Source organism: Streptococcus sp. NSSLK0004 (assembly GCF_059039125.1).
The window spans coordinates 1,640,188-1,666,510 of sequence record NZ_CM180142.1; the positions used below are offsets into that span (position 1 = coordinate 1,640,188).

Consider the following 26,323-nt stretch of genomic DNA (forward strand, 5'->3'; position numbering starts at 1 on the left):
AAAGATAACTTTTTGCAAGCTTTTTATTGCCTCTTTAGTGCTCATTTTCCTTTAGAGAACTCTCCTCCATTTGCTCATGGAAGAGGCGTTTTTCTTGATTTACGGCTTCTTCTATCTCATCCAACCGTCTTCTACAATGATGACGATAGCTCTCTAGATTTTCCTGCAATTGTGCGATACAACGATCCCGTTCGAAGGTATCGCTTCCTTGATAGGCTTGACGAACCATATCTACCAGCTGACCAGTCCTAACAGAGAATTGATGTCGCATGTCTTCTACCATTTCCTCATCCCGTTGAAACTGTCTTAGTCTCTGGTAATGTTCTTCCTCCAATTCTACACGTTCCATATTATCCATAGCCTTCTCCCTATTTCATTGGACTAGAAAAAGTAGGTTCTTCTATCTCTTGTAGATAGCTTTCCGCTTTCTGGGCTGCCAAACCCGTATAGGCCTCTACAAGATTTTTCGTTACCGTTTGTCCAAGATAATCTTTTATAGCCTTTGCCTGGTTCTGAAAATCCGTTTCTTGAGTTTCGCCCTGTTGCCGGATATTGGACTTCATCGCTTGCAAAATCCCACGAATCGCAATTCGTTCCTGCTCTTTACTTATCGATAATAGATAGTCTTGTTCCCACACTGGATTGATAGCCGATGCACCAGTTCCATTCGTTTGATAGTTCATCCTGTTCTCCTTATTGTCGTCTCTGTCTATGAAAACAACTCCACTCCCTTGCTGTCTATATCTTCAAAATTTCGGGCAGACTGGAGGAGTTTTTCCGCAATGGTATTGACCTTCTCTCGGTAGGTCTTCACCGTTTTCAAAACCGCATCTTCCTTGCTCGAGGACCAAATATCATTGAAACTATACCCAACTAGAAGGTTTTCAATTTCCCAATAGGGGAGACGGTGACCGACCATCCGGGCTTGGGTCTCTGCTGCGGTGACCGCATTTTTCGTGTCTGTTTTTGACTGTGCAACTGCTTCTTCTATCGCTGTGAGTTGATCCCCTACCTCTAGTACCATTAGTTGCGCAACTGCCTGAAGCAGGTCCATTCGTAAGCTGACCTTGTCACTCTCAGAAGCACCTCTAATCTTAGATTGATAATCTGGAATGGCCTGTTTATTCCACTTGATCGCTTCACTCCTTGCCCAAGCTATAATTTCATCATACTCTCCCTGTAATTCCTTCCAATCACGGACAGCTCTTAGTTTATTTTTCTTAGCCTCTGCCAGTAGCTTGGCTATTTTTTCTCCAGCTTCTAAGAGATAGGGATGATAGGTACTGGAGGCGATTTTAGGATTCCCATCTTTATCAAACTGGAACTGTCCAAACATGTGAGCTGAGCCGTTTCCTGTAAAACTATCTGTTATATCAAGTGGTACAATGAAGTGGACTTTTCCAAATTGTTGGCTCACAGGAACTTCTCGGTTGAGCATACTGACAACATCAAGAGGATTCAGGTAGTAGGTGACATGGCTCCCTAGTTGTTTGATTTGGGCATCACTTAACCCCATTTTCTGTAGACTCTTAGTTGGATCTGGACCGTTAAAAAGGACTACATTTCCTATTTGATCCCAATATTTCGGGTCTAAGCCTGCTAGACCTTGTGCCGTTACGAAGGTACCTAAGGAATGCCCCGTGAAGTTCATCTTAGCCTGAGGCGCTTTCTGGCGCATTTCGTCAAACTTGGCTTTCATGGCGTCCGTTGCGAGTTTTGCTTGTGGCACATTCGCATCCTTGATGGTAAAAGGAAGATTGTTGTCTATCCAATCATTCCAATTACTCTGATCTCCAATGTCGAACCCCCCATCACTTCCCCGCACCGCAAAGTAGGCATTCTTGGTCTGACTACTTAATGTAGGAGTATCGGTTAAAAAGTAGGCATTGAATCCTGCTGGTTCATCCGTCAGAAGACCTTTTTGATAGTGACCTCCTGTGGGGTAGGATGTTGACTGATAACCACCATTTATTTGCGGTAGGGCAATGTCAGTAGTTTTAGGGACCGAACGAAGCGTCGGATCCGGTTGCAAATACACCACGCCATTATTGGGCAAATTTTGACCGCCGGGGATGGTGCCGTTTTTTGTCACTTGATCAACAGAAAAATTAATTCGAACTGAATTTCCATTTTTTAACTGATCCCGTTGATTCGGTTCTAGCGCTTCAATTGGAAATTTTAGAGGTGAGGTAGGATAGGCGCTCTGAGCTAAATTAGCATATAGATTATTGAAATTTTGTAACGTATCACTCAATTGAATTTCCTCCTATACTAATCTGACTCCCTAGCTGCATTGACTCCATATCAATTACCCCATCTTCATTGCTGTAGAATACATCAACTCCCCATCCTGAATTTTCAATATGATTAAACCCTCCATAAATACTGATAAAATATTGGGTTTCAAACATGTGTCCTCCCTTATTCCACTGAGTTTCATCCCAATCAATCTGCACCGATTCTATCTTGGGATTCTGTGCCTTCACAAAGTCAATGATTTCCTGCTCATGTTCCTTGAGATAGGCCAGTTGCTTTTCCTCCCTGGTCAACTCTTTCGGTTGCGACACGGGAACTTCCCCAAAGCCAAATACCAGTTCCTTCATTGTATATCCTCCTACTACTAAACCTAGCACTGCAGCTCCAATGAGCCATTTGGTCCTTGTCTTCATAAACGCCTCCTTTCTGACTGCTTTACAACACTATTATACCACAAGAACGAGAAACGAACATAAAAAAATAAGCCCTTTGGCTCTCACTATTATCACATTTGTCTCTGCTGCAAAATAGGTATTCTTGGTCTGACTACTTAAAGTAGGGGTGTCCGTTAAAAAGTAGGCATTGAAGCCAGCTGGTTCATCCGTCAGAAGACCTTTTTGATAGTGACCTCCTGTGGGGTAGGATGTTGACTGATAACCACCATTTATTTGCGGTAGGGCAATGTCAGTAGTTTTAGGGACCGAACGAAGCGTCGGATCCGGTTGCAAATACACCACGCCATCATTGGGCAAGTTCTGACCGCCGGGGATGTTCTGACCATTGTGATTTTTACTTTTTGAAAAATCAAATGGTAGTGAATTACCAGATAGTAATTGTTTCCTATCTATTGGATCTAAGTTATCAAGAGGAAAGAAAACAGGAGCATCAGGATATGTCCCCTGAGCAAGGTTGGAATACAAATTATTAAAATTTGATAAATAATTACTCAAAAATCTCCCCTCCAATCCTTAAATGTCCTCCTTGTCCGAGTGAATTCATATCTATTTCTCCACTTTCATTATCGTAAAAAACTTGGACTCCCCAACTAGAATTTTCCATATTATTAAATTGCCCAAAAACTCGAATATAGTAGGTGGTTTCAAACATTCCACCACCTTTTCCCCAAAAAGTTTCATCCCAATCAATCTGCACCGATTCTATCTTAGGGTTTTGGGATTTCACAAAGTCAATAATCTCCTGCTCATGTTCCTTGAGATAGGCCAATTGCTTTTCCTCTCTGGTCAACTCTTTCGTTTGCGACACGGGAACTTCCCCAAAGCCAAACACCTGTTCCTTCATTGTATATCCTCCTACTGCTAAACCTAATACTGCAGCTCCTATGAGCCATTTGGTCCTTGTCTTCATAAACGCCTCCTTTCTGACTGCTTTACAACACTATTATACCACAAGAACGAGAATCGAACATAAAAAAATAAGCTCTGGTCTCATCCTATAAACGAGACACTGGGACACTTGATTATTGTGAAAAATTATTCCATAGCAACTAAGCTACCCATAATAAAACGAAGAAGTTGGAAGGTCTAGAAACTATTTGCACACACAAACAGAAACCAGCAAGCAATACTTTAATCTTTAATCGCAACTCGTTCTTTTCTATTTAAATTAAAAGGTTTGGTATCAGAGCGAAAAAATAAGTGCTCATTTGACATAAAAATGGTATACTATATTTGTATAGCTTTTCTAAATATTTTTTTGTAATAAAGGTGAAAAAATGAAGTTTAAAAGACGTCAACTAAACCTCCACCATATGGCAGGTTTTGATGCTACGATTGATTCTGATGGAGATATCTTTGAAAATGTCGTTGAAGTAATGGCTCCGTTTAAGCAATTCTTGATTGAGAACGGTTGTTATTTTGATGGCCCGCTTGTCTACAAATACAATCCTTATGATGAGTCTGGTGAATTTTTGATTATGGTACCGATTGGTAATGAAATAGAGGTTTTAGATGATTCTCTTCCCTTTTTCTATCAAGAAGAGTTTAATTTAACAACGGACTATTATTACCGTCACTACGATCAAGATGAAGAGTTCCCGTATAAGGAAATTGAAGAGAAAATCGCAAAGGATAATTGCACTCTGATGACGATTTATCACGTAGTACTAGATTTGTGCGGAGATCAGGTTACTGATTTATATTGTGAGGTTAGTGAAAACTTATGAAATTAGTTCCAAGTGTTCGTAAAGTAGATAAAATAACTCATCAGAATGTTGTACGAAAACGAGAAACTTTCCACTACCTTCAATTTGAAGAGCATTTTCAAACTTTCATTGAAGGAATTGTAGATGCAGGTTATACGATAAAAGGACCTGTCTTTTACAGTTTGAACAATACGCCTTTGGATGAAATGGTGGATATTGAATTTTTTCTTCCTATTGCTGAGGGGATATTCTCTCTTGCTGACTATCGCTTTTCTTCCTATTTTATTGTAGAATCATTGATTAAAACTAGGGTTCTAGGGGATTTTAATATCATGACCGAAAGAGCCTATGCTTTACTGCTACTATCTTTGGAAGAGAACAATTTGGAAATAAATACGCCTTTTTATCATGTCATTCCAAGCGATGGTTCACGTTATGTAGAAATTTTTCTCGGCTATACCCATGAGGCAGAAGTTGAGGAAGAAGTTTTTGGTTTTTAAAAGAAGGGGAGCTTTTTATGAAAAAGAAATGGAGTTTACGAAGTCTGGGGATAGTCTTTTGGTCAATCGTTTTGATTGCTGCAGCAGGGTACTTAGGATATTCCAGTTTCAAGACGGAAAAGGAAGTTGTTGAGGCAAGGACCCCGACTATTGCGCTTGTAAATGAGGATGTAAGCGCAGACTTTAATGGAAAAAAATATAATTTTGGTAAGGAATTTGTCAATCAGGTATCTAGCGACAATAAGTATGAGTGGCAAGTAGTTTCACGATCTGTAGCAACAACTGCTTTTGAAAAAGGCACAGTTGATGCGGTCATCTACTTGCCCCAAAGTTTTTCACAGGATATCCTAACTTTCCAAAATATTAACCCTGTAAAAGCTAATGTTGAATATAAAGTACAAGAAAAGTCGGATCGGTTGGCGACACTTGTTTTACAAGATGAGATTGTCGCTGCATTACATACTCTTAATAGTGATGTAGTTGAAATGTATTATGCTAGTGTGGCAAATAGCCTGGCTGAAGCAGAATTTCAGATGAATGCTAGTTTACAAAATCAAGAATTATTTGTGACTACTTTAACAAACCAGGTAAAGACTCCATTTGAAAACATGTCTCCTCAGTACGATAGTCTGATTTCAAGTACATCAACACTCAATTCTCTTAACCAATCAACAATTACAGCTCAGAATAGTTTTGTTACTTCTACAACAAATATTCTTAAACAGACAAATTCAGGATTAAACGGACAGCTACCACTCGTTGAACAATATATCAAAAACTATAACGCAGCTTCTAGTCAGAATTTTAAAAATGCTCAAACTGCTATTGCAAAACAGGAGGATTTGGATTTTCAAAAATTTGATAACTTAAGCACGAACATCCTGTCACAACTTGCACTATTTTATCAAGAACAGCCGACGACTGCTACAGTCGGACAAACGGACCCTGCTCTGAATGCTTTAGAAAAAAAAGTTACAGAATATCAAGGAAAGTTGTCTGAAGCACTCACTTTATTAACTAGTCAAAAAGATCAACTGATTACAGAGCGTGCGCATTTAATTGAGCTAGAGAAGAAGCTCTACCAAGAATTTTTTAATCAAACTGTCGAAATACCAATACCCGATGAAAATGGTTCAGGAAAAGATTTAAATACAGTCCTTGATGAACTAAAAGTAAATCAAACTGAAACGAATGCTCGCCTAGCACTTGCCCAAAAAATTAGTCGTTCTTTCGGATCCACAGATAACCTATCTTCATCCGCTTATATTACACAATTAAACAATATACTTGCAGGGATTTCGGTGAATCCTTCGGATTATCAACTGGATACTCTGGTCGCGAATCAGGTACTTACTACGCAACAAAGCCAAAATTATAAATCACGTCTTCAATTGATTGCTCAATATGCTCAGGCATTCGGAGTACAGACAGGTGGAGTATCCGTCACACCATTTGTGACGGGCACTGCCCAGAAGCAAACGGCTACAAAAGTTCTTCAAATTTCGGTCCCAGCAGGGGACAGTTACCAATCCTCAACTCTTCCAGCTGGTACTAGCAGCACCCTTTCAACAAATGGAATTATCAACTTAGATAATAGCAGCAGAACAGATGCAAAATTGTTTGAGGTTGTACTCAATGTTAGTTTAGAAGAACTTTCAAATGGTCAATTATCCATTGAATGGACCAATAAAAATGGTCATGTTGCTCTCAAATCAACCGAGACGTTTGTGTTATATCCTAAGGATTCTAAAGAAGATTTTTATAAATATATAGCGAACGATCAATTTGAAACCTATTTGACTCTTTTCCAAAATATTGAACAGGCATCTCAAATGATTACACTTTTATATGGCGCTCCAGGTGCAAGCTTTGATAGTTTATTAAATCTTTCAACTGCTGACCAATTTAGAGTTGCCAGCTCTGATTCAATCTATTCCATGTATGGCAATATTCAAACGAGTAGTTTGGCCAGTCGAATTGAAGCACAAGATGTCTCAGATTATAAAGTTATCGGAGAAAACAACATTAGCGATGTCAGTCAATCAATTGTCAATTTAGACCTCCGTATCAAAGAGTTGGAGTCTAAAATAAAAGACATCAGTGAAACAGAGGTCCCTCAGAATTACTTCAATACTGAAATCAATGATTTGAAACAGTGGTACGTCTCAACTAAAGTAGTTATCCAAGGTATTTATGACGGATGGAAAGATCATAGAGATACTGTAAATTTTGGTTTAACTAAAGACCAAAGTAATAATCTGGCCTTCTATGAATATGATGATGACTCTCTCTACAAACAGTATAAAAACTTGATTGACGGAACATCCAATACAGTAGATACAATAACAAATGGATCTAAGGCTATTGAAAACAATTCCCAACAGTTTGAGAATCTTATTGCAGATTCAAAATCAATTCAAAGTAACGTAGAGACCATCATCAAAAATACGAATTCATTGTCAGATACGAGTCAGACAAGTCTAAATGAAAATCGTTCTTATACAGAAGGTTTTTCACAGATTTTAGCAAATACTCGTACGCAGGGGGTAGATGCCAATCAGTTATTTGATTTCTTTGCGAATCCTATACAACTTACTAATACAACAAGCAAAGTGGTAGAAGAAGTGCCAAAGAAATCATCAGACTTTTCATGGATTCCAATCTTTTTAATCGGTCTAAGTCTAGGTGCTGTATCTACTTTGATTACAAATCGTTTAAAAGCTCGAAACACTGTGTCATAAACATAAATAACTACCAGAACCAACCGCAAGGTTGGTTTTTAATTCCTTTTCAACTGTAATGGATAGATGATCTAGGGTAAGCGCCTAATAACAAAGTATATTGAAAAAGCTCCAAAGTCATGTCGACCCTGGAGCCTTTTTTCTATTTACAAGCTCTTTTAATTTTTTCCTTCCATGGCAAATAAGCCTCTAGCACCTCTTTTTTTGCGAGCGTCTCCTCGTTAGGTAAGTGTTCTAGAAGATAGGTCATATATTTTTCTGCATCAAGACCGTGTCGTTTAGCAGTTTCCAAAAGACTCAGAATGACAGCTGTCGACTTGGCTCCTTCAAAGCTTTGGGAAAAAAGCCAATTTTTACGGCCCATAACCAAAGTCTTCATTGCTCTCTCAGCCATATTGTTAGACAGGACTAAGTCACCATCCGAGAGAACGGTTCGGAAAGTGGTTTCGTAGTTGAGGCTATATTCTATTGCAGTGCCTAATTTAGAGCCTGGCAAAACAGCCTGATTGCGACACCAGTCAAAGAAGTCGTCCATCAAGGGGGCCAACTCTGTCTGACGTTTATGTAGCCGTTCCTCAGTAGACAAGTCAGCCCAGTCATTCTCTAAGGCAAATAGGCGGTCGCAATAGGCTAATCCCTTGGCTCCTAAGGAGGTCTTGTCTGTCTTCTTAGGAGTCGCTTCAAAGAACTTTCGTCTGACGTGAGCCCAACAACCAACCAGCTGAGCCTTGTCTAATTGACGATAAGCACTCCACATATCACAATGAACGTAGCCCGCATAATCCCCAAGAAATTTCTCCACAACTAAGCCACTCCGTCGTTTGTCATGATGATAGAGGGTAATTCCCTTTTTCTCATGTTTCCCAGACAAGAAGGTCCAGTAGAAGGTTAACTCACTATCATTTTCTAAGACCTTGTAGGAGGTTTCATCCGCATGGAGAATAGGCTGCTCCAACAATTTCTCGTGTAACAGGTTATAAATTGGCTCGAAATAATACTGACTAGACTTGATGTGCCAGTTGGCTATTTCCTTCCGACTGATGGGCAGACCAAGCTTATGCCAGTCCTCTTCCTGGCGGTAATTGGGCACCTTAAGAGTGAACTTCTGATGAATAGTATGGGCGATGATAGAAGCTGAACCCAAGCTGTGTGCCAAAGGTGCCTTAGGAATGGGAGCCTTGATAATCTTATCGCTCAGATTCTTCTGACTACATGCCTGACACTTGTATGCGTGTTGAACATGGTCAATCCGCTTTAATTGTGCGGGAATGAAGACCAACTCTTGTCGTTGAACAGTAGAACCAATCTCTTTCAACTGTCCATGACAGTCTGGACAAGTGCAGTCTTCACCTTGCAATTCGTGATGCACAATTTCTGGAGTGAACTGACTAAAAATAGCCTGACGAACTCCCTTAGCTTTCTTGCGTTTATAAGTAATCGTTTCTGTTTCAACTGGGTAAGTCAGCTTCTTCTTCAGGGAGACTTTCCTCCCCAAACAAGCTCAGCTGACCGGGTTGATACACAACCTTCTCTGATGATTTTCCGTAGAGTTTCTGTCTCAGATACACAACCTGTTCACGAAGGAGGGTAAGTTCATTAGCCATCATCTCTATCGTTTTTGACTGTGTTTCAATAATTTTTTCTAGTGATGACATAACCAATCTCCTTCTTTTTGTCTTATTATACACAAAGAAAAGCCATGATTTCAATATAAATCACGACTTTTTGAAACATTTATTTTTGGACTGATAGAAAATCCTTTCATGAGCCAGTCCACCTGCTCGGAAGTTAGCGCCTTGACCTCCTCTTCATTGTTTGGCCAGGTCAATTTTCCATTTTCAAAACGTTTATACAATAACCAAAATCCCTGTCCATCCCAATAAAGAGCTTTGAATCTGTCTTTTCGACCTCCGCAGAAGAGATAGACCTGACCGGAGAAGGGATCCAGATTGAATTGACTTTGGACAAGGTAGGCGAGAGAATCAATCCCTTGACGCATATCTGTTTTCCCGCAAACCAAATAGACTTGACCTAAATCACTGAGTTGGATTGTCATAGAACAGTACCTTATCCAAGATTGTTTCCAATATCTCTTGGTTGATAGAGTGAAAGAAAGTGAGTTCTACTTTTTCGAGACGAATCTTCATCAGGATCTCATTTCTGCTTTTCTTTTCAGAGCGTCGCAATTTGGGAACAGTCAATGGGACGATGGGTTGTGACATAAAAAATCCTCCAGTTTTTTTATTACAGTATACTGGAGGAGTGAATGATTGGATAGGTACCTTGTTATGGGGCGCTTACGATCTAGGTAGAAGCAACTTGTCTTCTATCTCCTTCTTATTTTGGGAGAATAGAGTATGTTCAATTTCTATGCTCAGTTTTACCTGACACTTGATTTGAACTACATAAGCCCTTCTAATGTGAGTTTTATTATACTTTTCCTTGTAAGTCCTCTGGGACAATTTTCACATTCAAAAAAGCTCCCTATCTACAGTGGTGGATTTATCCACTACTGTAGATAGGGAGCTTTTTTCTCGTATTACACTTTATAGGACTAGTACCAACAATTGATTTTCCTTATTTACGACTTGTAACATGCCAGGCATGACAAGCCTGGCAGAGATAGGTGCACACTAGAATTCTTTCTCCGCTTTCCTTTTTTTATCGTTGGCATTTTATAACGAATAGTTCAGCATTAATTCTATCAGGAAAACGAGTCTTGCCAGAATAACACTCCTTAAGCCATTCTTTTTTTAAGCTTTCAAAGTTTTCTGACGACGAGTTCTTGTCATTTCGCTTCCCATCTCAAATCGACCTAAACAATCAATTTAGTTCTTAAAGCTATGAATCGGTGCGGGAATCTGTCCGCCACGGTTGATAAAGTCCGCAGACGAAGCTTGATTGACCTTCATGACAGGAGCTGTTCCCAGAAGCCCACCGAATTCAATCATGTCCCCTTCTTTTCCAAGTGGAATAATACGGACCGCAGTGGTTTTCTGATTGATAACCCCAATCGCTGCCTCATCCGCAATCATAGCCGCAATGGTTTCAGCTGGCGTTGTTTCTGGAATGGCAATCATGTCCAAACCAACAGAACAGATCGCCGTCATAGCTTCCAATTTTTCAAGGTTGAGCGAGCCATTTTGCACCGCAGCAATCATGCCCTCGTCCTCAGACACAGGGATAAAGGCACCTGACAAGCCGCCGACTTGGTTGCAGGCCATGACCCCACCTTTTTTGACAGCGTCATTGAGCAAAGCAAGGGCAGCGGTCGTTCCGTGCGTACCTACGGTTTCTAAGCCCATTTCCTCCAACACCCGAGCCACTGAGTCGCCAACGGCTGGCGTTGGAGCAAGGGACAAGTCCACAATCCCGAACTTGACACCCAGACGTTCGCTAGCCATATTGCCGACCAACTGACCGATACGGGTAATCTTGAAGGCCGTCTTTTTGACGGTTTCTGCCACCACATCAAAGCTCTCGCCACGCACTTTTTCAAGGGCACGCTTGACCACACCAGGCCCAGACACGCCGACATTGATAACCACATCCGCCTCGCCGACACCATGGAAGGCACCAGCCATGAAAGGATTGTCCTCGACCGCATTGGCAAAGACCACCAGCTTGGCCGCCCCCATATCAGAAGCTTCCGCCGTCTTCTTGATGATCCGCCCCATGTCCCGCACAGCCGTCATGTTGATACCCGTCTTGGTCGATCCGATGTTGACTGACGAGCAGACCTTTGTCGTTTGGGCCAATGCCTGCGGTATGGAGTTGATGAGGATTTCATCACCTTTTTGGTAGCCCTTTTGAACGAGAGCTGAAAAACCTCCGATAAAATCGATGCCGATTTCATGAGCCGCCTTGTCCAAGGCATGAGCCAAGGGAAGATAATCGGTCGCATCCGTCGCCGCACCAATCAAAGCAATCGGTGTTACCGACACTCGCTTGTTAACAATTGGAATACCCAACTCTGCCGCAATCTCATCACCGACTGCCACCAAGTTCTTGGCCTTGGTGACGATTTTTGTATAAACTTTATCCGCAGCCTTCTCAATATCCGCATCAATACAGTCCAAAAGGGAAATCCCCATGGTAATGGTCCGAATATCGAAATTTTGCTCCTCAATCATTTCGATTGTCTCTGTTACCTGTCTAATATCCATGAAAGCTCTCCTTACAAATTGTGCATGGCATCAAAAATAGCTGCACTTTGAATATTGATTTTCACGTTCAAGGCTTGACCAAAAGTATCCAATTCGGAGCGAAGCACCGTAAAATCCTGTTTCTCATCCGATGACACCACCGCCATCATGGTAAAATACTCATCCAGAACAGTTTGTGAAATATCATCAATATTAAGTCCTAATTCCGCAATTTTAGTCGCCACACCCGCAACGATTCCTGACTTGTCTTTTCCGACAACTGTAACAATAGCTTTCATTTGCTTACCTCTTCTAAATTTTCATTTATTTTATCATAAATTAGAGCAAAAACAAAACTGATTCACTAGTTGGAGAGCAGATTCGCATAAAATACAAACATTCTATATTTCAAGTTTCTATTTCTACCTATCTATGATACACTAGTATCATCAATTCTACGTTTGTTGGCGGTGGCAAACCGTCAATCTTTATTTTGTTCAGAAAGGATCGTTATGAAGATCATCAAGCAATTGTGGTGGTTTTTCTCCCTTGAGAAAACAGCCTACTTGATTGGAATTCTAGCCCTGTGTTTGGTCAGTGTCATCAACCTGTTTCCAGCTGCTATCATGGGACACTTAATTGACCAAATTGCAAGTGGACAGTTGACAGGTCACCATCTACTCTTAGGGGTCGGCGGTCTGATTTTATCAGCACTGGCAATGTACGGTCTCCGCTATGTCTGGCGGATGAACATCTTAGCAACTTCCTATCGGCTGGGGAAAATCATGAGGGCTCGCCTGTTTGACCACTTCATGCACCTGTCTCCATCCTTTTTCCAACAGCACAGGACTGGGGATCTCATGGCCCATGCAACCAATGATATCAATGCCTTGACCCGATTAACAGGTGGTGGAGTCATGTCCTTTGTCGACGCCACTGTCACTGCTTTAGTCACACTGGTCACCATGAGTTTGAGCATTTCCTGGCAGATGACCGTGGTGGCAATCTTGCCCCTGCCCTTCATGACACTCACTACTAATTTTCTAGGTCGTCGTACCCATGAAAATTTCAAGGCTTCGCAGGCTGCCTTTTCTGAGTTGAACAACAAGGTTCAGGAAGCTGTGTCAGGAATGAAAGTCACCAAAGCCTTTGGTTATCAAGAGCAAGAAACTGCTACCTTCCAAGAAGTCAACCAAGCAGCCTACTTGCAAAATATAAAAACCATGCGTTACGATGCCATGTTCAACCCTACCGTTCTCTTCTTCGTCGGCTTGTCCTACCTCCTCACTCTCCTTGTGGGCTCTAACTTCATCTCTCAAGGTCTCATCAGCTTAGGGCAACTGGTTACCTTTATGACCTACCTAGACCTACTAGTCTGGCCTTTAATGGCTATCGGTTTTGTCATCAATATCAGCCAGCGTGGGGATGTGTCCTATAATCGTATCCTGAAACTCCTTAACATTTCCTCTGATGTTGTTGAAGATAGCCACCCTCTCCCTGCACCGAGAAATGGGCAGATTGACTATCATATTTCTGAGTTTGCTTACGACAAGATCCCAGTTCTTCAAGACATCAACTTTCAAATTGAAAAAGGGCAAACCATCGGTCTGGTTGGCCCAACTGGCTCTGGTAAAACTAGCCTAATCAAACTCCTGATGAGAGAGTATGATGTGAAAGACGGCTATATCCTTCTCAACCAGGAAGACATCAAACGCTATCGCTTGGCTGACTTGAGACGCTTGTTTGGATATGTTCCCCAAGACCAGTTCTTATTTGCAGCCAGTGTTGCTGATAATATCCGCTTCGGCAATCCGAACTTGTCTTTAGAAGAGGTAGAAAAAGCTGCGAAAGCTGTCCATGTCTATGAGGATATTCAAGATATGCCTGATACATTTGAAACCTTGGTTGGCGAAAAGGGAATCTCCCTCTCTGGTGGGCAAAAACAACGGTTGGCCATGGCACGCGCCATGATTCTCAACCCAGATATTTTACTGCTAGATGATTCCCTGTCAGCAGTAGATGCCAAAACAGAACACGCCATTATTGAAACCATTAAGCAAGAGCGCTTGGGCAAGACAACCATTATCACCGCCCATCGTCTGTCAGCCATTGTCCATGCTGATTTGATTTTGGTACTTGACGACGGGAAAATCGTTGAACGTGGTCGACACCAAGACTTACTAGACGAAAAAGGCTGGTATTATGATACCTATATGATGCAACAGTTAGAAGGAGAGGAGGTTTCTGATGCCTAAAAAACAACCAACCAGTACATTTTGGCGACTCTTGTCCTACCTAAAACCTTATCGACTACTGACCTTCATGGCTTTGAGTTTCTTGCTCTTAACCACTGTTGTCCGCAGTTTGATTCCACTCCTAGCTTCTTATTTCATTGACCATTACATCTCCAATCTCTCACATACTGCCTTGCTTATCTTAGGAGCTTATTTTGTCCTCTATCTGCTCCAGATGGTTCTACAGTATTTTGGGAATATCTGGTTTGCCAAGGTGTCTTATAGCATCGTGAGAGACATTCGCTATCAGGCCTTTGAAAGAATGGAAAAGCTGGGAATGGCTTATTTCGATCAAACTCCTAGCGGATCGATTGTTTCTCGGATCACCAACGATACCGAAAGTATCTCGGAAATGTTTTCAGGAATCTTATCCAGCTTTATCTCGGCACTGTTTGTCATCTTTACGACGCTTGCTACCATGTTTGCCCTCGATTGGAAACTGACCTGTCTGATTGTTCTCTTTTTCCCTTTGATCTTCTTTCTGGTGGACCAATATCGGAAACGCTCTACTCCCATTGTAGCCCAAACACGAAGTTTACTTAGCTCGATTAACAGTAAATTGGCTGAAAGTATTGAGGGGATTCGGATTATTCAGGCCTTTTCTCAGGAAGAGCGGTTGAAAGATGAATTTGAAGCCATTAACCAAGAACACTTGAATTACGCCAGTCGTTCTATGGCCTTGGACAGTCTCTTTCTCCGCCCTGCCCTTTCTCTTATCAAAATTCTAGCTTATGCTTTACTCATGACCTACTTTGGATTGGACTGGTCACAAGATGGGATTTCAGCTGGTCTGATCTACGCTTTTATCCAGTATGTCAACCGATTGTTTGATCCCTTGCTGGATGTCACGCAGCATTTTTCAACCCTACAGACCTCCATGGTTTCTGCTGGACGTGTCTTTACACTGATGGACCAAACCATTGAAGAACCTGTTCAGACAGATACGGGAGCTAGAATCAAGAAAGGGCATATCGTGTTTGAGGATGTTAGCTTTTCCTATGACGGGAAGCGACAGATTCTGGATAACATTTCCTTTGAAGTGCGGCAGGGACAAACCATTGCTTTTGTAGGGGCTACTGGCTCTGGAAAATCCTCTATCATCAATGTTTTTATGCGTTTCTATGAATTCCAAGCTGGACGAATTCTAATCGATGGGCAGGACATTCGCCAGTTTTCTCAAGAGGAGCTACGTTCTTCTATCGGATTGGTCTTGCAAGATCCATTCCTTTTCCACGGTACGATTTCCTCCAATATCCAGATGCATCAGGATATTTCTCAAAAAGAGATTGAGGACGCTGCTCAGTTTGTAGATGCTGCTTCCTTTATTGAAAAACTCCCTGAAACCTACAACCATCTGGTAACAGAACGAGGCACTGCCTTTTCGACAGGCCAACGGCAACTGCTCGCTTTCGCGCGCACCATGGCCAGCAAGCCCAAGATTCTTATCTTAGACGAGGCAACTGCCAATATCGACTCTGAAACTGAACAAACTGTACAAACCTCTCTGGAAAAGATGCGAAAAGGTCGAACAACTATTGCTATTGCCCACCGCTTATCGACCATTCAAGATGCTGATTGTATCTATGTCTTGGAGAAGGGCAAAATCATCGAATCTGGAAACCACGAAGAATTGCTTTCCTTAAACGGTCATTATCATCGGATGTACCAGTTACAAGCCGGTCAGTTGGCTCATTCTGAATAAAAAAACAACATCCGAGTTCCTCAAAAAACTCGGATGTTTTATGGTGTTAGCTGTCAACGATTTAATTACAACCCTTGTTGTTTCTTATACTCTGTCACAGTCATGCCTGTCCAATTTTTAAAAGCACGACTGAAGGCATTTACCTCACTGTAGCCAATCAGGCTAGAAATTTCCTCTGTTGGTAGTTTCATCTTGAGATAAGAGAAAGCCATAGCCTTCTGAACAACTCGTAGTTCTTGTTTAAAGCTGGTATTTTCTGCAGAAAGGTTCCGTTGAAGCGTCCGAACACTTACGCCTAATCGATGAGCAATGTCCTCCACCGAGAAGAAGCTACTTGGAATCGCGAAATAGAGTTCCTGTTGGACATAACCAGCAAAACTCTGCTCTCTCACTTGTTGAGCAAGGTGTTGATTGAGTTCAGTTTCCAGGTATTGCCACATGATGTTGTTTTGCGTCAGGAAAGGCTTCTGTAAACCAGCCTTATCAAAAACCAAGAGGTTGCTCTCCCCTTTTTGAACAGGCAAACCAAATTCTCCCACGGTTTCTTCATCATATTCGAAAGGACTTTCTACCACTAGTGGCACAATACGCTCGCCAACCCCTGTCCGAATCAGATTGAGAAGCAGCAGCTGTTCATTGAGAACTGAAAACTTAGGCAAGTCCATATTGGCATGGACGAATTTATAGGTGATTGACACGGTCCTTTCTGCCTCTATAATATCCACTTCAATCGGACCGACAATCTTCTTGAAACGGGAAAAGCGTTCCAAGGCCTCCAGTCCATGTGGAGAAGAAAGAGCTGCAAAGAAGGCTGGTACAAACATCTGAATCTGTGAAATTTGGCTGAGAGCGCGGATATTTTCCTCAGACATGACTTGGTCAAATTCCTGCAACAGACGATGGTATTCGAGTGTGGTCAGACTAATTTCTTCCTGCCAAAGCTTATTAGGCACTTCTGCCCGCTGTAAGAGGACAGTAATGTCTGCTCCGATACTTTTCAAAAATTCTTGAAATTGGTTGGTAATGGTGAGTTTCATTTCCTTTCTCTTCTTTCTAAAACAATTTTACCAAATTAGGAAAAATCCGTCACAGCTTGTCTAAAAAGAGGACAGTCTGTCTCTCTTTATCTCATTTGACTAAGCATCAATGCATCATAGGCACGGTCACCGAAAATCCGACGAAGACCGACTAGGAAGCGTGCTCCTTGACCGACCATGTAACGTGTTTTAGGACGGCGAGCATTGATGATTTTTTGAACCGTATTTGAGATTACTTTTGGATCTGACCCCTTCATTGGTGGGTTGTCCATGGCTTTCATATAAGCATTAACGACTGTCTTGTAAGGACCGTTTTTAGATTCAAAGGAGAAGTTATCACGAACACCTTGGTTGAAACCTGTGTTGATAATGCCTGGTTCCAGAACAACCACATTGATATTGAATTCTTTCAATTCGATACGCAAGCAGTCACTGTAGCCTTCGATAGCGTGTTTACTAGCATGGTACCAAGCCCCAAGTGGTGTGTAGATTTTTCCACCCATTGAGGATGTATTGATAATCAAACCCTCACGTTTTTCACGCATGTAGGGCAAGACTTTTGTGTCAAACGAGCGACACCGTAAACGTTGACTTCAAACTGTTGTTGTACCTTGTCCATTGACAATTCTTCTACTGGTCCGTAAAGTCCATAGCCAGCATTGTTCCAAAGGACATCGATACGACCTTGCTCCGCAATGATTTGTTTCACAACTGCTTCGATGTCTGCTTCATTGGTCACGTCCATTTTCAAGACATGACCGCCAAGCTGCTCCAAGTCTTTCATTTTGTCTACACTACGCGCCACACAGTAAACAATGTGACCAGCTTTAATCAAATCCTGTGCAGATAATTTTCCCATACCTGACGATGCACCTGTAACTAGAATAACTTTTTTGTTTGACATATTTTAAACCTCATTTACTTCATTTGATGAATCTATTATAAAATAATTTATCATTTCACACGATGACAATTGGTGCCAAGATTTTGTCATTTTACGCCACAAAAAACTCGCTTTCGCGAGTTTGTATAAAATATCATTTCACCCTCTTCTACCCATAATGAGTTTCAATAACTGAGCCAAGACAATCCACAAAATACCCGACAAGATAATCACCCAAATCCAAGCATCAGGTTGATCCGTCCAAGGAAGCGGAACATTCATCCCAAAGAAACCTGTAATGACCGAAACTACTGCCAATAAGATTGAAATAATGGTCAAAATCGTCAGATTATCATTCAGATTATTGTTCAAGATATTATTGTAAGCACCTGAAAGTTGTTGTAAAATTTGAGAGTCTAGCTGGGTCATCGCAGCTAATTGACGCGCCTCAACCAAGGCATCTTCCAACTCTTCCAGCTCTATGCCGCCTAATTTTTGGATGCTAGGATGATTGCGCAATTGCTCTAACAAGAGAACATTTTGATTGGCTGCCGTTAGCAAATAAACCAAACCAGTTTCTAAGTCGGACAATTCCAATAAGGAAGACTTGGTCGTCTTTTTTCTCAATTTAGCATTGAGAGAGTCTTTCTCTCGATCTAGTTGGTCTAAAATCGGGAAATACTCCTTGATAGCTAAAGTCAGAGCTGCAAATAGAAACTGATGGCAACTGACTAACGAATGTGTCGCCAGATAAACCTCTAACTTTTTCACTAAATAAGCATTTTTATCATTGACAATCGTAATCAACTGCTGCTGTTGAACAATAAAGGTCATCGGAATCGTTTCATAGTGATTGTCTTCTTTAATAGGGTCAAGCAAGTTAAAAATAAGCAATAGACGATCATTTGCTGTATCGTACTCTAGGTGAGCTCGCTCATTTTTATCCAAGGCGTACGACATCAATTCACTATCTAAATGGTAATCCTCCATGATTGTCTGGTCGATACGCCCCTTGTCCGAATCCACAATAATCCAGCTGAGTTCATTTTCTAAACCAAAACGTTTTTCAATCATGATTTCCCTCCTCCATCAAATCATCTTAAGTATTATAGTCCAAGGAAGAGGATTTGACAAGGCTCTTCCAATATTGATAAGTATGAGTATATACACTCCCATCACATTTTATACTTTTTTCCAAAAACCTCTTGACATGGAACGCGTTCCACAAGATATACTCTAGAAAAACAAGATTTGGAGGATATTTTTATGAAGATCACACGCATTTTTTCAGACATGGACGGGACACTTTTGAACAGCCGCGGCAGGCTGACCGACAGCAACGCCGATCTCATTGCTCAGGCTGGGATTCCCCTCACTCTCGTTTCCGCACGTGCCCCTATGGAGATGAAGGAGGCCATTGACAAGCTAGGCCTGACCGGCACCCAGATTGGCTTCAACGGTGGCTTGATTTACCGCTACGACCAGCAGGGGATTCAGGTTTTGCACCAGCAGGCTTTGGAAAAAACTGATGCCACTTACCTGGTCCGCTTTATCAACCAGCATTTTCCCCACCTGAGCCAGTCCTACTATGACCTGGAAAATTGGTACACCTACAAAATGGACGCAGGCATTGACTACGAGCAACAGCTGACCAGACAGGCACCAACCCTTATCGGTGAAGACCAGTATGTCAAAGCCAAAACCACCATTTTCAAAATCATGCTGATTACATTTGACGGCAAGGAAATGCAGTTCCTAAAAGCTAGACTAGAAGAACTGGACCTGCCAAATGTATCTATCCAGCAATCTGGCGACTTCTATCTGGAAATCACCCACAAAAAAGCAAAAAAATCTGCTGGAATTGATTATGTTATCAAGGAAGAAAATCTCACTCCTAAACACCTGGCCGCCTTCGGCGATGGGCACAATGACCTGCCTATGTTTGAGCGGGTTGGAGTAGCCATTGCCATGGACAATGCCAGCCAGGACATCAAGGACCGTGCCGACCTAATCACCAAGTCCAATGATGAAGACGGCGTTGGCCAGGGCATTCACACCTTCCTCTTATAAGTCCAAACTTGTCAAGGGCTGACCTATTTTGGTATAGTGGAAGAAAGGAGTTTTTATGGTATCCATTCGCGACATCGCCAAACAAGCTGGCTATTCCATTTCAACCGTTTCACGCTTTCTCAACCAGTCGGGCTATGTTTCCCAAGAAGCCGCTGAAAAGATTGCGACCATTGTCAAGGAACTGGACTACAGTCCCAATCAAATCGCTAGAGATTTGAGTAGCGGTCATAGTCGAAAAATTGGTGTCGTGGTGCCCCATGTCCGCCACACCTATTTTACTGAGTTAATTCAAGGACTGCTAGATGCTGCCTTGGAAAGTCATTATCAGTTGGTCTTTTTGCCTTCTGATTATAGTTTAACCTCAGAGCAAGCCTATCTGGAGCAATTTCGTGCCAAGGCTTTTGATGCCCTCATCTTCACTTCACGAGCTATGGATATAGAACTGATTTCCAGTTATCGTAAGTACGGAACAATTGTCTGTATGGAAGAAACCACATCAGCTGACTTAGTTTCTATTTCAATTAATCGCAGACCAGGCTACCTCGCCCTCTTCAACTGGATCCGCAAGAAAAATCCCCAGAAAGTAGCTCTGCTATTTTCCCGAAACAGCCCGATCAGTCCGACCTATCGAGAAACTATGGCAGTCTTCGAAGACACTTTCAAAGGCGTGAACTATACCACTTACGGAGGCCTGATGCGGTATGAGGATGCTGAAAGTGTGTTTGAAAAACTGCGTGGACAGACGGATTTAGACTGTATCGTATCCAATAGTGATGATTTGGCAGTTGGTTTGTTGGAGTGTTACAGAAAGAGTGGGAGTAAACCACCACTAGTTGTCAGTCAGAGCAGCCAGTTATCTGGACAACTACTGAATATCCCGAGCATCGATAACCATTCCTATCAGCTGGGAAAACTTGCCTTTGATGCAGCCATTGCAACAGAGCCAAAATCCGTTCGTCTTCCCTCTAAATTTCTTTCTAAACGCAACTAAAAAGTGGTCTTCCCGACCACTTTTTGCATTTCTTTATCTAGCTGACCGATTGGCATAAGCCTTCCAGTCAATATTTCTTGCTTCACACCAGTTCTGCACGTTCGGTGCTAAGATCAAATCTTTTTTACGGAGTTCTGCAATATTTTTCGCACCCAACATGGTCATGATTTCTACCATCTGCCACTGGATAGTCTTGATAGCCTGTAAGCCGTCATTAAAACGATGCCCCTTACCATCCTTGACATACTGGAGGAAATAGTTAGACATACCAACCAAGTCTGCCCCTAGAGATAGTGACTTAACAATATCAAGCGGCGTCTTAATTCCACCAGAAGCGATCAGACTAGGACGAATATCCTCAGAAACAGTCATGGCCTCTACCAAAGATGTCACCGTAGACTGCCCCCAACCTTCCAGATAAGTGTAGTCATTAAAGGTCCGGCGAGCATTTTCAATCTTGGCGAAATCAGTTCCCCCAGTTCCAGACACATCGACAGTTTTCACACCGACAGAAGCCAACTGGGCAACCGTTTCACGACTCATTCCGAAACCAACCTCTTTGACAATGACAGGCACTTCCATCTCACGCACCAAGGTTTCAATGTTTTTCAACCACATGGTAAAATCACGGTCACCCTCAGGCATGACAATTTCCTGTGGAGCATTGACATGAATTTGAATAGCGTTAGCCTCCAATAAGTCCACCGCTCGTTTGGCATTGTCAACTCCATGATGGGCGCCTAGATTAGCAAAAATGATACCATTAGGATTTTCCCGACGCATAACAGAGAAGGTTTCCGCAACAGACGGATCCTTGATAGCTGCACTAACTGAGCCAGAAGCCAAGGCAATCTTTCCAAAATGGCCCATAATTCCCAAAAGACGATTGATTTCTCTCGTCTTTTTGCTTCCACCAGTCATGGCATTGATGAAGAAAGGAAACTGAAAATCCAAACCTGCAACATGGTTTGATAGGTTCACATCATCTGTTTTCATTTCTGGAAGAGAGTGATGTACAAATCGGGTTTGTTCAAAATCGATAGACGACTCTGGACGGAATTGTTGGTTTGCTAAACCTACGTGCTGATCTTTTCGATTCAGACCATAATAATCATATTGAATCATGATTTCTCCTTATTCATAAGTAGGCAATTGTTAAAGGTAGAGGCTGAATACCAACTTCTTGCCAAGCTAATTGAATAGCTTGTTTTTGCTCCTGAGACCGTACCAAACAAATCCCACAATCTCCTCCACCTGCTCCTGAAGACTTGGCAACAGCTCCTTGGTCTAAGGCTAGCTGACAGAGTTGGGTTAGTTTAGCCGTTTCGATAACCATTCCCATTCCACTTGCAAAGTTTTGGAGCAGGTCGCGATTGATTTGAATCGCTTGTTCAACGACCGTAGCAGCTCCTGTCTGACAGCCTGATATCATGCTTTCTACGCAAGTTCGGCTGGCGACTAGAAAATCACGATGCAGCTTTTCCTTATCAGACTGGCTTTTTTTATCCGTCGCTTCTTGAACCAATTTATCTGTCGAAGCAGCTTTTCCTGTCCAGCCTACCAGTAATTCTAAGCTCTGCGGTAACTGTAGAGACTGGATAGCTAGCCCCTGCCAATCTGCCTCTAGCACTTCTAAAAGAGGCTGCTCTGCTATTTTCCCAGAAAGCCAAGAACGATCAACCGAATAATAGGCAATCAAACCACCGAAACTAGATGCAGCCACATCTCCAAAGGAACCTGTCATTTTCAAAGAAAGCTGGGCTAAAACAGCTAATTTGTAAACCAAGAGAGGTGCCCAAGTCTGATGATAGTAGGACAACACCGCACGAATCACCGCGACCGTAACTGCCCCAGAAGAACCTAGGCCGTACTTAGTCCCACTTGAGCCATCATCCAAATCAGAGTGAATAGTCACTGCATAGGTATCCTGCGGTACTGTGCCTAAGGCACGCAGATAGTCTTCTGCCAGCTGCATGGCACTGAAAACCAACTGGTATGGATGAGAGTGCTGAGGGGTGATTAGATTATCTTTTCGCTCCCACAAGACTGTCAGGTCTTCCTGCTGACTAGACCAAACACTACCTGTCTGAGCAGGTGAAACGGTCACCGTCAAATACTGGTCAACCGCCGCAATCACAGCAGGATAGCCCGCTTCTACAACAGCATACTCCCCTGCCAGATAGAGTTTCCCAGGAACCTTTACTTGAACAGTCATCTTACTTCCTTTCCTTGAAAGCAGCTTGCGAAGCCAGCCAGTCAACTTCCGTCAATACATAGGCTGCCTGCCCTGGACGACTGGCAATAATCTTATCTACCGAGAAATATCTTCCGAGAGCTTCCGTTAATTCTTTCATTTGACTGGCACGGCAGAGGACCTTGACATTTGGTCCTGCATCCATAGTCATATAAGCTGACAAGCCCGTTTCCTCACGTACCTGACGAACAGCTTCTTGAGCCACTAAGCTCTCTGCTGACCAATAAGTAAAGGGAGGATTGGCAGACAGGGTAGTCGCATGCATCTTCATGCCGTTGTGCTCTGCAATCTGACCAAGTTTGTCAAAGTCTTGTTCTGCAATCGCTACTTTTATGGCTTGTAAGTCGACTTTACTGCTTTCTACCCAGGCTGGGTAGAAGGGAGAGGTTGCAACCGTGTGGTCCATTCCCTCACGACTGGCAATCTTCTTCTGCCCTGTATTGACAGCTAAGACCAACATCCCGATATCCCAGTCAGCATCATCAACAGGTCGCGCCACCGAATCCTCGGACCCTGTCCCCATGTCCCACTCGACAAAACCACCAAAGAGGCTACGAGTGCTAGAGCCTGATCCACGGCGAGCAAAGGTAGACAGTTCTTCTCTAGATAGGTCGAGGTTTAGGGCTGTGGTTGCCGCCAATGCTAGCGCCGCAAAGGCTGAGGCAGAACTAGCCAAACCAGCCGCAGTCGGCACGAAATTCAAACTCTCTACGCGAGCAAATCTGCTCTCATCTATATATTCGCGAAATAAATCCAAAAAGCGAGAAATTTTTGAAATTTCTTTCTCAGATTGCAAAATACCGTTCAAAACAAACTCGTCCGCTACTAAAGCATCATCAAAGACCACCTTAGTATCGGTATAAAAAGCATCTAGTGTCAAAGACAGGCTAGAATTCATGGGTAAAAATAATTCCTTGTCCCGTTTTCCCCAATATTTAATCAGGGCAATATTGGTATGGGCACGCGCAATGCCTACGGATTGTGTCATCTTATTCTCCTAAGTATTGTATCCAGGTTTGGCTGGCTCCTGCTTCTTCTAACTGGCTAGCTAGGTCCTGAGCTTCTTTTTCTGTCTTGACCAGGGCAATCATGCAGCCTCCTCGACCGCCTCCTGTCAGCTTAGCACCTAAAGCTCCTTCTGCTTGAGCAAGACTGACCAATTTGTCTAGGCTAGGGTCAGACACCCCTAATTCTTTCAGCAGGGTATGAGCTTGGTTCATCTTTTCTCCTAGAAGCTCTGCTCGATTATGGGCTAAATCATCTTTGGCTTGAAGGGTCAGGTAGCCCAGTTGCTCCACTAGCTGTACCACCTCTGGTTTTCCCTCCAACAAGGTCGCCACATCTTGAATAGCTTCCAAGGTATTGCCGGTCACTCCGGTATCTGCTACCAACAAGTAAGCATGGAGGTTGAGCCCAATCGGCTCAATAGGCTGGCCCTTGATAAAGTAAATTGGAGACTTGCCACTGGTCGTCGCCGCATCAATACCTGAAGGGTTGCCGTGGGCAATCTTTTCAGAGGATTGGACAATGTCCCAAAGTTCACTGTCGCTCAAGTCCTTGTCATAGTAAGAAAAGAGGGCTCTCGCCACCGCAACGGCTACTGCCGCACTGGACCCCATACCTCGCTCCGCTGGAATGGTGGAGGAAATCTCGATATGAATAGCAGGATCCGTCGGTGCACCGATACGGTAGAGGGAGAAGCGAATAGCGTGCTTGAGACTCTCCCAAATCTTTGGCATTTGGTGGACCAGTCCCTGATAGAAATCACAGGTCACAGAAAGGGCATCGCCTTGCTGGCGGACGGTCGCCGTAATCTCGACCGCAGAAAAAGGCATGGCAATAGCCGGCTGGCCATAAACCACTGCATGTTCTCCCATTAAAATAATCTTTCCTGTTGACCGTCCAACTGCAAGCATTCTTTGCCTCCTTATACAATCAGTATTATTATACCATTTTTCCAACTCATTATTAAATTAAAAAGAACAGCCAACCACCGTCAACTGTTCTACTTCGTTAGTTTCGTCCTCTCGCGTAGCACCAGGCCAGAAATCCGGCTCGAAAGACATTGTCCAGCACTGTCCCAATCCAAATGGCCGCAAACCCCACACCCGTGAAGGTCAGCAACAGATAGGCAACTAGAATCCGCACGCACCACATGCCAAAACTAGTCGCATAAAAAGGCAGTTTGGCATTGCCCAATCCCTGCCAAAGAGCCGTATAAATCAAGGTCCCAGCTGTGAATGGTACACCTAGTAAGGAGAAAGTCAAGACCGTCATACTAGCTTGGCTAGCCACTGTATCATAAGTATAAAGACCAATCAGGTAAGGCCCTAACAAATAGATAGTAATAGCTACAGCGTACATAAAGCAAATGGTCAAGACTAAACTAGATTTTCGAATCAACTCAATCTTTTTTCTCTGCCCCTGAGCCTTGGCCGTTAGGATGACGGTAGCTGTTGCCATTCCCAAAGCAGGCATATAGTTGAACTGGGTTAGAGTTTCACCTATTGCATTTCCCGCTAAAACAGCGGTCCCCAATCCTGTAATTAGAGCTACAACTACCACATCACCTGCCCGCATCATGATTCGCTCTCCCGTTGCAGGTAGGGCTAAAGAAACGAGTTTCTTATCAAATTTAATAGATAGGGGTGGTAAGGAAATCCCCAAAGATTGCCAGAGAATGATGCAAGCAATTACGCGAGCCAAAACGGTGCCAATTGCCACTCCCACAATTCCCCAATTTAAGACAAAAACCGCAAGAGCTGACAGGACCGCATTGAGAAAATTGGACAAAAGGCTAATATACATAGGAAGTTGAGTTCGACCAGTCGCTCGCAAAATGGCACCTAGACTAGTCATCAATCCTAGAAAAAGAATCCCTCCTCCGACTATGGCAAAGTAAACTCCACCAGCCTGAGCAACCGCTGACTCCGTACCTAGCAAACTCAGCAAACCTTGGCCAAAAAATAGAGAAAACAAGCCCAAAACCAAACCAAGTAATACCGTCAATTTCAAAGCTTCACTAGTCGCGTGTCCAATTCCTTCCTCATCTCCTTTTCCAACTGCCTGTGCTAGGAGGGAGGCTACCGCAGCTGCTAGGGCAATGAAAATTGCCTGATAAACAGCCATAATATTATTCGCAACGGATACCCCTGACAAGGCTACCAATCCCAAAAAAGCCACCAAGTAAGAATCCACCATCCCCATGACCATTTGGAGCATATTCTCTGCCATAGCTGGCAAGGCAATTTTTAATAAATCTTTATAGGTATCTTTCATATCTCCTCAA

General features: G+C 42.8%; 26 protein-coding genes and 1 pseudogene. 7 read left to right on the top strand and 20 right to left on the bottom strand.

The window, feature by feature from the left end:
• Positions 1-34: 34 nt before the first annotated feature.
• The 6 genes from AC4CS8_RS08440 to AC4CS8_RS08465 are packed head-to-tail and all read right to left on the bottom strand — an operon-like array spanning position 35 to position 3,621.
• A complete protein-coding gene (locus tag AC4CS8_RS08440) occupies positions 35-358 on the bottom strand; it encodes a hypothetical protein (protein ID WP_172095646.1) in 324 nt (107 codons plus the stop codon).
• A 10-nt stretch (positions 359-368) separates the two neighbouring features.
• Positions 369-683, bottom strand: coding sequence for a hypothetical protein (locus tag AC4CS8_RS08445; RefSeq protein WP_172095647.1), 315 nt, complete (start codon positions 681-683; stop codon positions 369-371).
• Positions 684-709: 26 nt separating this feature from the next.
• Positions 710-2,254, bottom strand: a complete 1,545-nt coding sequence (locus AC4CS8_RS08450; RefSeq protein ID WP_493892774.1) for a cutinase family protein — start codon at positions 2,252-2,254, stop codon at positions 710-712.
• Positions 2,247-2,669 carry a hypothetical protein gene (locus AC4CS8_RS08455; RefSeq protein ID WP_172095649.1) on the bottom strand — a complete coding sequence of 141 codons (423 nt, stop codon included), beginning with the start codon at positions 2,667-2,669 and terminating at the stop codon, positions 2,247-2,249. The genes AC4CS8_RS08450 and AC4CS8_RS08455 overlap by 8 nt, the downstream gene beginning before the upstream one ends.
• A 33-nt stretch (positions 2,670-2,702) precedes the next feature.
• A complete protein-coding gene (locus AC4CS8_RS08460; protein WP_493892775.1) occupies positions 2,703-3,206 on the bottom strand; it encodes a hypothetical protein in 504 nt (167 codons plus the stop codon).
• On the bottom strand, positions 3,199-3,621 hold the full coding sequence (locus tag AC4CS8_RS08465; RefSeq protein ID WP_172095309.1) for a hypothetical protein: 423 nt from the start codon (positions 3,619-3,621) through the stop codon (positions 3,199-3,201). Before AC4CS8_RS08465 ends, AC4CS8_RS08460 begins: the two co-directional genes overlap by 8 nt.
• Before the next feature lie 367 nt (positions 3,622-3,988).
• Here AC4CS8_RS08465 and AC4CS8_RS08470 point away from each other — a divergent pair, with 367 nt between their 5' ends.
• Genes AC4CS8_RS08470 through esaA form a run of 3 tightly spaced genes read left to right on the top strand, consistent with a single transcriptional unit; the run spans position 3,989 to position 7,658 of the window.
• On the top strand, positions 3,989-4,438 hold the full coding sequence (locus AC4CS8_RS08470; protein ID WP_172095310.1) for a hypothetical protein: 450 nt from the start codon (positions 3,989-3,991) through the stop codon (positions 4,436-4,438).
• Positions 4,435-4,917 (top strand): DUF5085 family protein, encoded by a 483-nt coding sequence (locus AC4CS8_RS08475; RefSeq protein WP_493892776.1) that lies wholly within the window; start codon positions 4,435-4,437, stop codon positions 4,915-4,917. The genes AC4CS8_RS08470 and AC4CS8_RS08475 overlap by 4 nt, the downstream gene beginning before the upstream one ends.
• 17 nt (positions 4,918-4,934) lie before the next feature.
• A complete protein-coding gene (gene esaA / locus AC4CS8_RS08480) occupies positions 4,935-7,658 on the top strand; it encodes a type VII secretion protein EsaA (RefSeq protein ID WP_172095312.1) in 2,724 nt (907 codons plus the stop codon).
• Positions 7,659-7,800: 142 nt separating this feature from the next.
• Here esaA and AC4CS8_RS08485 read toward each other — a convergent pair whose 3' ends face one another.
• The 6 genes from AC4CS8_RS08485 to AC4CS8_RS08510 form a co-directional block, all read right to left on the bottom strand.
• Complete coding sequence (locus AC4CS8_RS08485) at positions 7,801-9,153, bottom strand: IS66-like element short variant transposase (RefSeq protein ID WP_493892777.1); 1,353 nt, start codon at positions 9,151-9,153, stop codon at positions 7,801-7,803.
• Positions 9,107-9,313 carry an IS66 family transposase gene (locus AC4CS8_RS08490; RefSeq protein WP_172066339.1) on the bottom strand — a complete coding sequence of 69 codons (207 nt, stop codon included), beginning with the start codon at positions 9,311-9,313 and terminating at the stop codon, positions 9,107-9,109. The genes AC4CS8_RS08485 and AC4CS8_RS08490 overlap by 47 nt, the downstream gene beginning before the upstream one ends.
• A gap of 50 nt (positions 9,314-9,363) precedes the next feature.
• On the bottom strand, positions 9,364-9,714 hold the full coding sequence (gene tnpB, locus AC4CS8_RS08495) for an IS66 family insertion sequence element accessory protein TnpB (RefSeq protein WP_493892778.1): 351 nt from the start codon (positions 9,712-9,714) through the stop codon (positions 9,364-9,366).
• On the bottom strand, positions 9,695-9,880 hold the full coding sequence (locus AC4CS8_RS08500; protein ID WP_172071872.1) for a hypothetical protein: 186 nt from the start codon (positions 9,878-9,880) through the stop codon (positions 9,695-9,697). Before AC4CS8_RS08500 ends, tnpB begins: the two co-directional genes overlap by 20 nt.
• Positions 9,881-10,486: 606 nt before the next feature.
• Positions 10,487-11,824, bottom strand: coding sequence for a PFL family protein (locus AC4CS8_RS08505; RefSeq protein ID WP_493892779.1), 1,338 nt, complete (start codon positions 11,822-11,824; stop codon positions 10,487-10,489).
• 11 nt (positions 11,825-11,835) lie between these two features.
• Entirely contained in the window at positions 11,836-12,102 is a 267-nt protein-coding gene (locus AC4CS8_RS08510; protein ID WP_493892780.1) for an ACT domain-containing protein, read from the bottom strand.
• A gap of 213 nt (positions 12,103-12,315) precedes the next feature.
• Between AC4CS8_RS08510 and AC4CS8_RS08515 the strand changes: the two genes are divergently transcribed.
• Together AC4CS8_RS08515 and AC4CS8_RS08520 are read left to right on the top strand one after the other, a co-directional pair.
• On the top strand, positions 12,316-14,058 hold the full coding sequence (locus AC4CS8_RS08515) for an ABC transporter ATP-binding protein (protein ID WP_493892781.1): 1,743 nt from the start codon (positions 12,316-12,318) through the stop codon (positions 14,056-14,058).
• Positions 14,051-15,799: an ABC transporter ATP-binding protein gene (locus tag AC4CS8_RS08520; RefSeq protein ID WP_493892782.1), complete on the top strand. Its 1,749-nt coding sequence runs from the start codon at positions 14,051-14,053 to the stop codon at positions 15,797-15,799. The genes AC4CS8_RS08515 and AC4CS8_RS08520 overlap by 8 nt, the downstream gene beginning before the upstream one ends.
• A gap of 65 nt (positions 15,800-15,864) precedes the next feature.
• On the opposite strand, the gene AC4CS8_RS08525 is transcribed toward AC4CS8_RS08520, so the two are convergent.
• The 3 genes and pseudogenes from AC4CS8_RS08525 to AC4CS8_RS08535 form a co-directional block, all read right to left on the bottom strand.
• On the bottom strand, positions 15,865-16,836 hold the full coding sequence (locus AC4CS8_RS08525; protein WP_493892783.1) for a helix-turn-helix transcriptional regulator: 972 nt from the start codon (positions 16,834-16,836) through the stop codon (positions 15,865-15,867).
• 86 nt (positions 16,837-16,922) lie between these two features.
• Positions 16,923-17,740: pseudogene (locus tag AC4CS8_RS08530) on the bottom strand (oxidoreductase).
• Between the two features lie 138 nt (positions 17,741-17,878).
• Complete coding sequence (locus AC4CS8_RS08535; RefSeq protein ID WP_493892784.1) at positions 17,879-18,793, bottom strand: magnesium transporter CorA family protein; 915 nt, start codon at positions 18,791-18,793, stop codon at positions 17,879-17,881.
• A gap of 192 nt (positions 18,794-18,985) precedes the next feature.
• Between AC4CS8_RS08535 and AC4CS8_RS08540 the strand changes: the two genes are divergently transcribed.
• Both AC4CS8_RS08540 and AC4CS8_RS08545 read left to right on the top strand, forming a co-directional pair.
• Positions 18,986-19,789 (top strand): Cof-type HAD-IIB family hydrolase, encoded by an 804-nt coding sequence (locus AC4CS8_RS08540; RefSeq protein ID WP_493892785.1) that lies wholly within the window; start codon positions 18,986-18,988, stop codon positions 19,787-19,789.
• Between the two features lie 55 nt (positions 19,790-19,844).
• Positions 19,845-20,780 carry a LacI family DNA-binding transcriptional regulator gene (locus tag AC4CS8_RS08545; RefSeq protein WP_493892786.1) on the top strand — a complete coding sequence of 312 codons (936 nt, stop codon included), beginning with the start codon at positions 19,845-19,847 and terminating at the stop codon, positions 20,778-20,780.
• A 33-nt stretch (positions 20,781-20,813) separates the two neighbouring features.
• Here the strand turns inward: AC4CS8_RS08545 and fni are convergent, their stop codons facing one another.
• From fni to AC4CS8_RS08570, 5 genes are all read right to left on the bottom strand, one after another.
• On the bottom strand, positions 20,814-21,905 hold the full coding sequence (gene fni, locus AC4CS8_RS08550; RefSeq protein WP_493892787.1) for a type 2 isopentenyl-diphosphate Delta-isomerase: 1,092 nt from the start codon (positions 21,903-21,905) through the stop codon (positions 20,814-20,816).
• A 13-nt stretch (positions 21,906-21,918) separates the two neighbouring features.
• Positions 21,919-22,995 carry a phosphomevalonate kinase gene (locus tag AC4CS8_RS08555; RefSeq protein WP_493892788.1) on the bottom strand — a complete coding sequence of 359 codons (1,077 nt, stop codon included), beginning with the start codon at positions 22,993-22,995 and terminating at the stop codon, positions 21,919-21,921.
• Between the two features lies 1 nt (position 22,996).
• Positions 22,997-24,022: a diphosphomevalonate decarboxylase gene (gene mvaD / locus AC4CS8_RS08560; RefSeq protein ID WP_493892789.1), complete on the bottom strand. Its 1,026-nt coding sequence runs from the start codon at positions 24,020-24,022 to the stop codon at positions 22,997-22,999.
• Between the two features lies 1 nt (position 24,023).
• Positions 24,024-24,950 carry a mevalonate kinase gene (gene mvk / locus AC4CS8_RS08565; protein WP_493892790.1) on the bottom strand — a complete coding sequence of 309 codons (927 nt, stop codon included), beginning with the start codon at positions 24,948-24,950 and terminating at the stop codon, positions 24,024-24,026.
• 97 nt (positions 24,951-25,047) lie between these two features.
• On the bottom strand, positions 25,048-26,313 hold the full coding sequence (locus AC4CS8_RS08570; RefSeq protein ID WP_493892791.1) for an MATE family efflux transporter: 1,266 nt from the start codon (positions 26,311-26,313) through the stop codon (positions 25,048-25,050).
• Positions 26,314-26,323 lie beyond the last annotated feature (10 nt).

Excerpts from the sequence above, each read along its gene's own strand:
- fni (WP_493892787.1), bottom strand. The coding sequence starts at position 21,905 with ATGATTCAATATGATTATTATGGTCTGAATCGAAAAGATCAGCACGTA.
- AC4CS8_RS08540 (WP_493892785.1), top strand. The coding sequence starts at position 18,986 with ATGAAGATCACACGCATTTTTTCAGACATGGACGGGACACTTTTGAAC.
- mvk (WP_493892790.1), bottom strand. The coding sequence starts at position 24,950 with ATGCTTGCAGTTGGACGGTCAACAGGAAAGATTATTTTAATGGGAGAA.
- AC4CS8_RS08500 (WP_172071872.1), bottom strand. The coding sequence starts at position 9,880 with ATGTCACAACCCATCGTCCCATTGACTGTTCCCAAATTGCGACGCTCT.
- AC4CS8_RS08520 (WP_493892782.1), top strand. The coding sequence starts at position 14,051 with ATGCCTAAAAAACAACCAACCAGTACATTTTGGCGACTCTTGTCCTAC.
- AC4CS8_RS08515 (WP_493892781.1), top strand. The coding sequence starts at position 12,316 with ATGAAGATCATCAAGCAATTGTGGTGGTTTTTCTCCCTTGAGAAAACA.
- AC4CS8_RS08465 (WP_172095309.1), bottom strand. The coding sequence starts at position 3,621 with ATGAAGACAAGGACCAAATGGCTCATAGGAGCTGCAGTATTAGGTTTA.
- AC4CS8_RS08445 (WP_172095647.1), bottom strand. The coding sequence starts at position 683 with ATGAACTATCAAACGAATGGAACTGGTGCATCGGCTATCAATCCAGTG.
- AC4CS8_RS08510 (WP_493892780.1), bottom strand. The coding sequence starts at position 12,102 with ATGAAAGCTATTGTTACAGTTGTCGGAAAAGACAAGTCAGGAATCGTT.
- AC4CS8_RS08570 (WP_493892791.1), bottom strand. The coding sequence starts at position 26,313 with ATGAAAGATACCTATAAAGATTTATTAAAAATTGCCTTGCCAGCTATG.
- esaA (WP_172095312.1), top strand. The coding sequence starts at position 4,935 with ATGAAAAAGAAATGGAGTTTACGAAGTCTGGGGATAGTCTTTTGGTCA.
- AC4CS8_RS08440 (WP_172095646.1), bottom strand. The coding sequence starts at position 358 with ATGGATAATATGGAACGTGTAGAATTGGAGGAAGAACATTACCAGAGA.
- AC4CS8_RS08475 (WP_493892776.1), top strand. The coding sequence starts at position 4,435 with ATGAAATTAGTTCCAAGTGTTCGTAAAGTAGATAAAATAACTCATCAG.
- AC4CS8_RS08555 (WP_493892788.1), bottom strand. The coding sequence starts at position 22,995 with ATGACTGTTCAAGTAAAGGTTCCTGGGAAACTCTATCTGGCAGGGGAG.
- AC4CS8_RS08490 (WP_172066339.1), bottom strand. The coding sequence starts at position 9,313 with ATGTCATCACTAGAAAAAATTATTGAAACACAGTCAAAAACGATAGAG.
- AC4CS8_RS08470 (WP_172095310.1), top strand. The coding sequence starts at position 3,989 with ATGAAGTTTAAAAGACGTCAACTAAACCTCCACCATATGGCAGGTTTT.
- AC4CS8_RS08535 (WP_493892784.1), bottom strand. The coding sequence starts at position 18,793 with ATGATTGAAAAACGTTTTGGTTTAGAAAATGAACTCAGCTGGATTATT.
- mvaD (WP_493892789.1), bottom strand. The coding sequence starts at position 24,022 with ATGACACAATCCGTAGGCATTGCGCGTGCCCATACCAATATTGCCCTG.
- tnpB (WP_493892778.1), bottom strand. The coding sequence starts at position 9,714 with ATGACAATCCAACTCAGTGATTTAGGTCAAGTCTATTTGGTTTGCGGG.
- AC4CS8_RS08455 (WP_172095649.1), bottom strand. The coding sequence starts at position 2,669 with ATGAAGACAAGGACCAAATGGCTCATTGGAGCTGCAGTGCTAGGTTTA.
- AC4CS8_RS08545 (WP_493892786.1), top strand. The coding sequence starts at position 19,845 with ATGGTATCCATTCGCGACATCGCCAAACAAGCTGGCTATTCCATTTCA.
- AC4CS8_RS08525 (WP_493892783.1), bottom strand. The coding sequence starts at position 16,836 with ATGAAACTCACCATTACCAACCAATTTCAAGAATTTTTGAAAAGTATC.
- AC4CS8_RS08505 (WP_493892779.1), bottom strand. The coding sequence starts at position 11,824 with ATGGATATTAGACAGGTAACAGAGACAATCGAAATGATTGAGGAGCAA.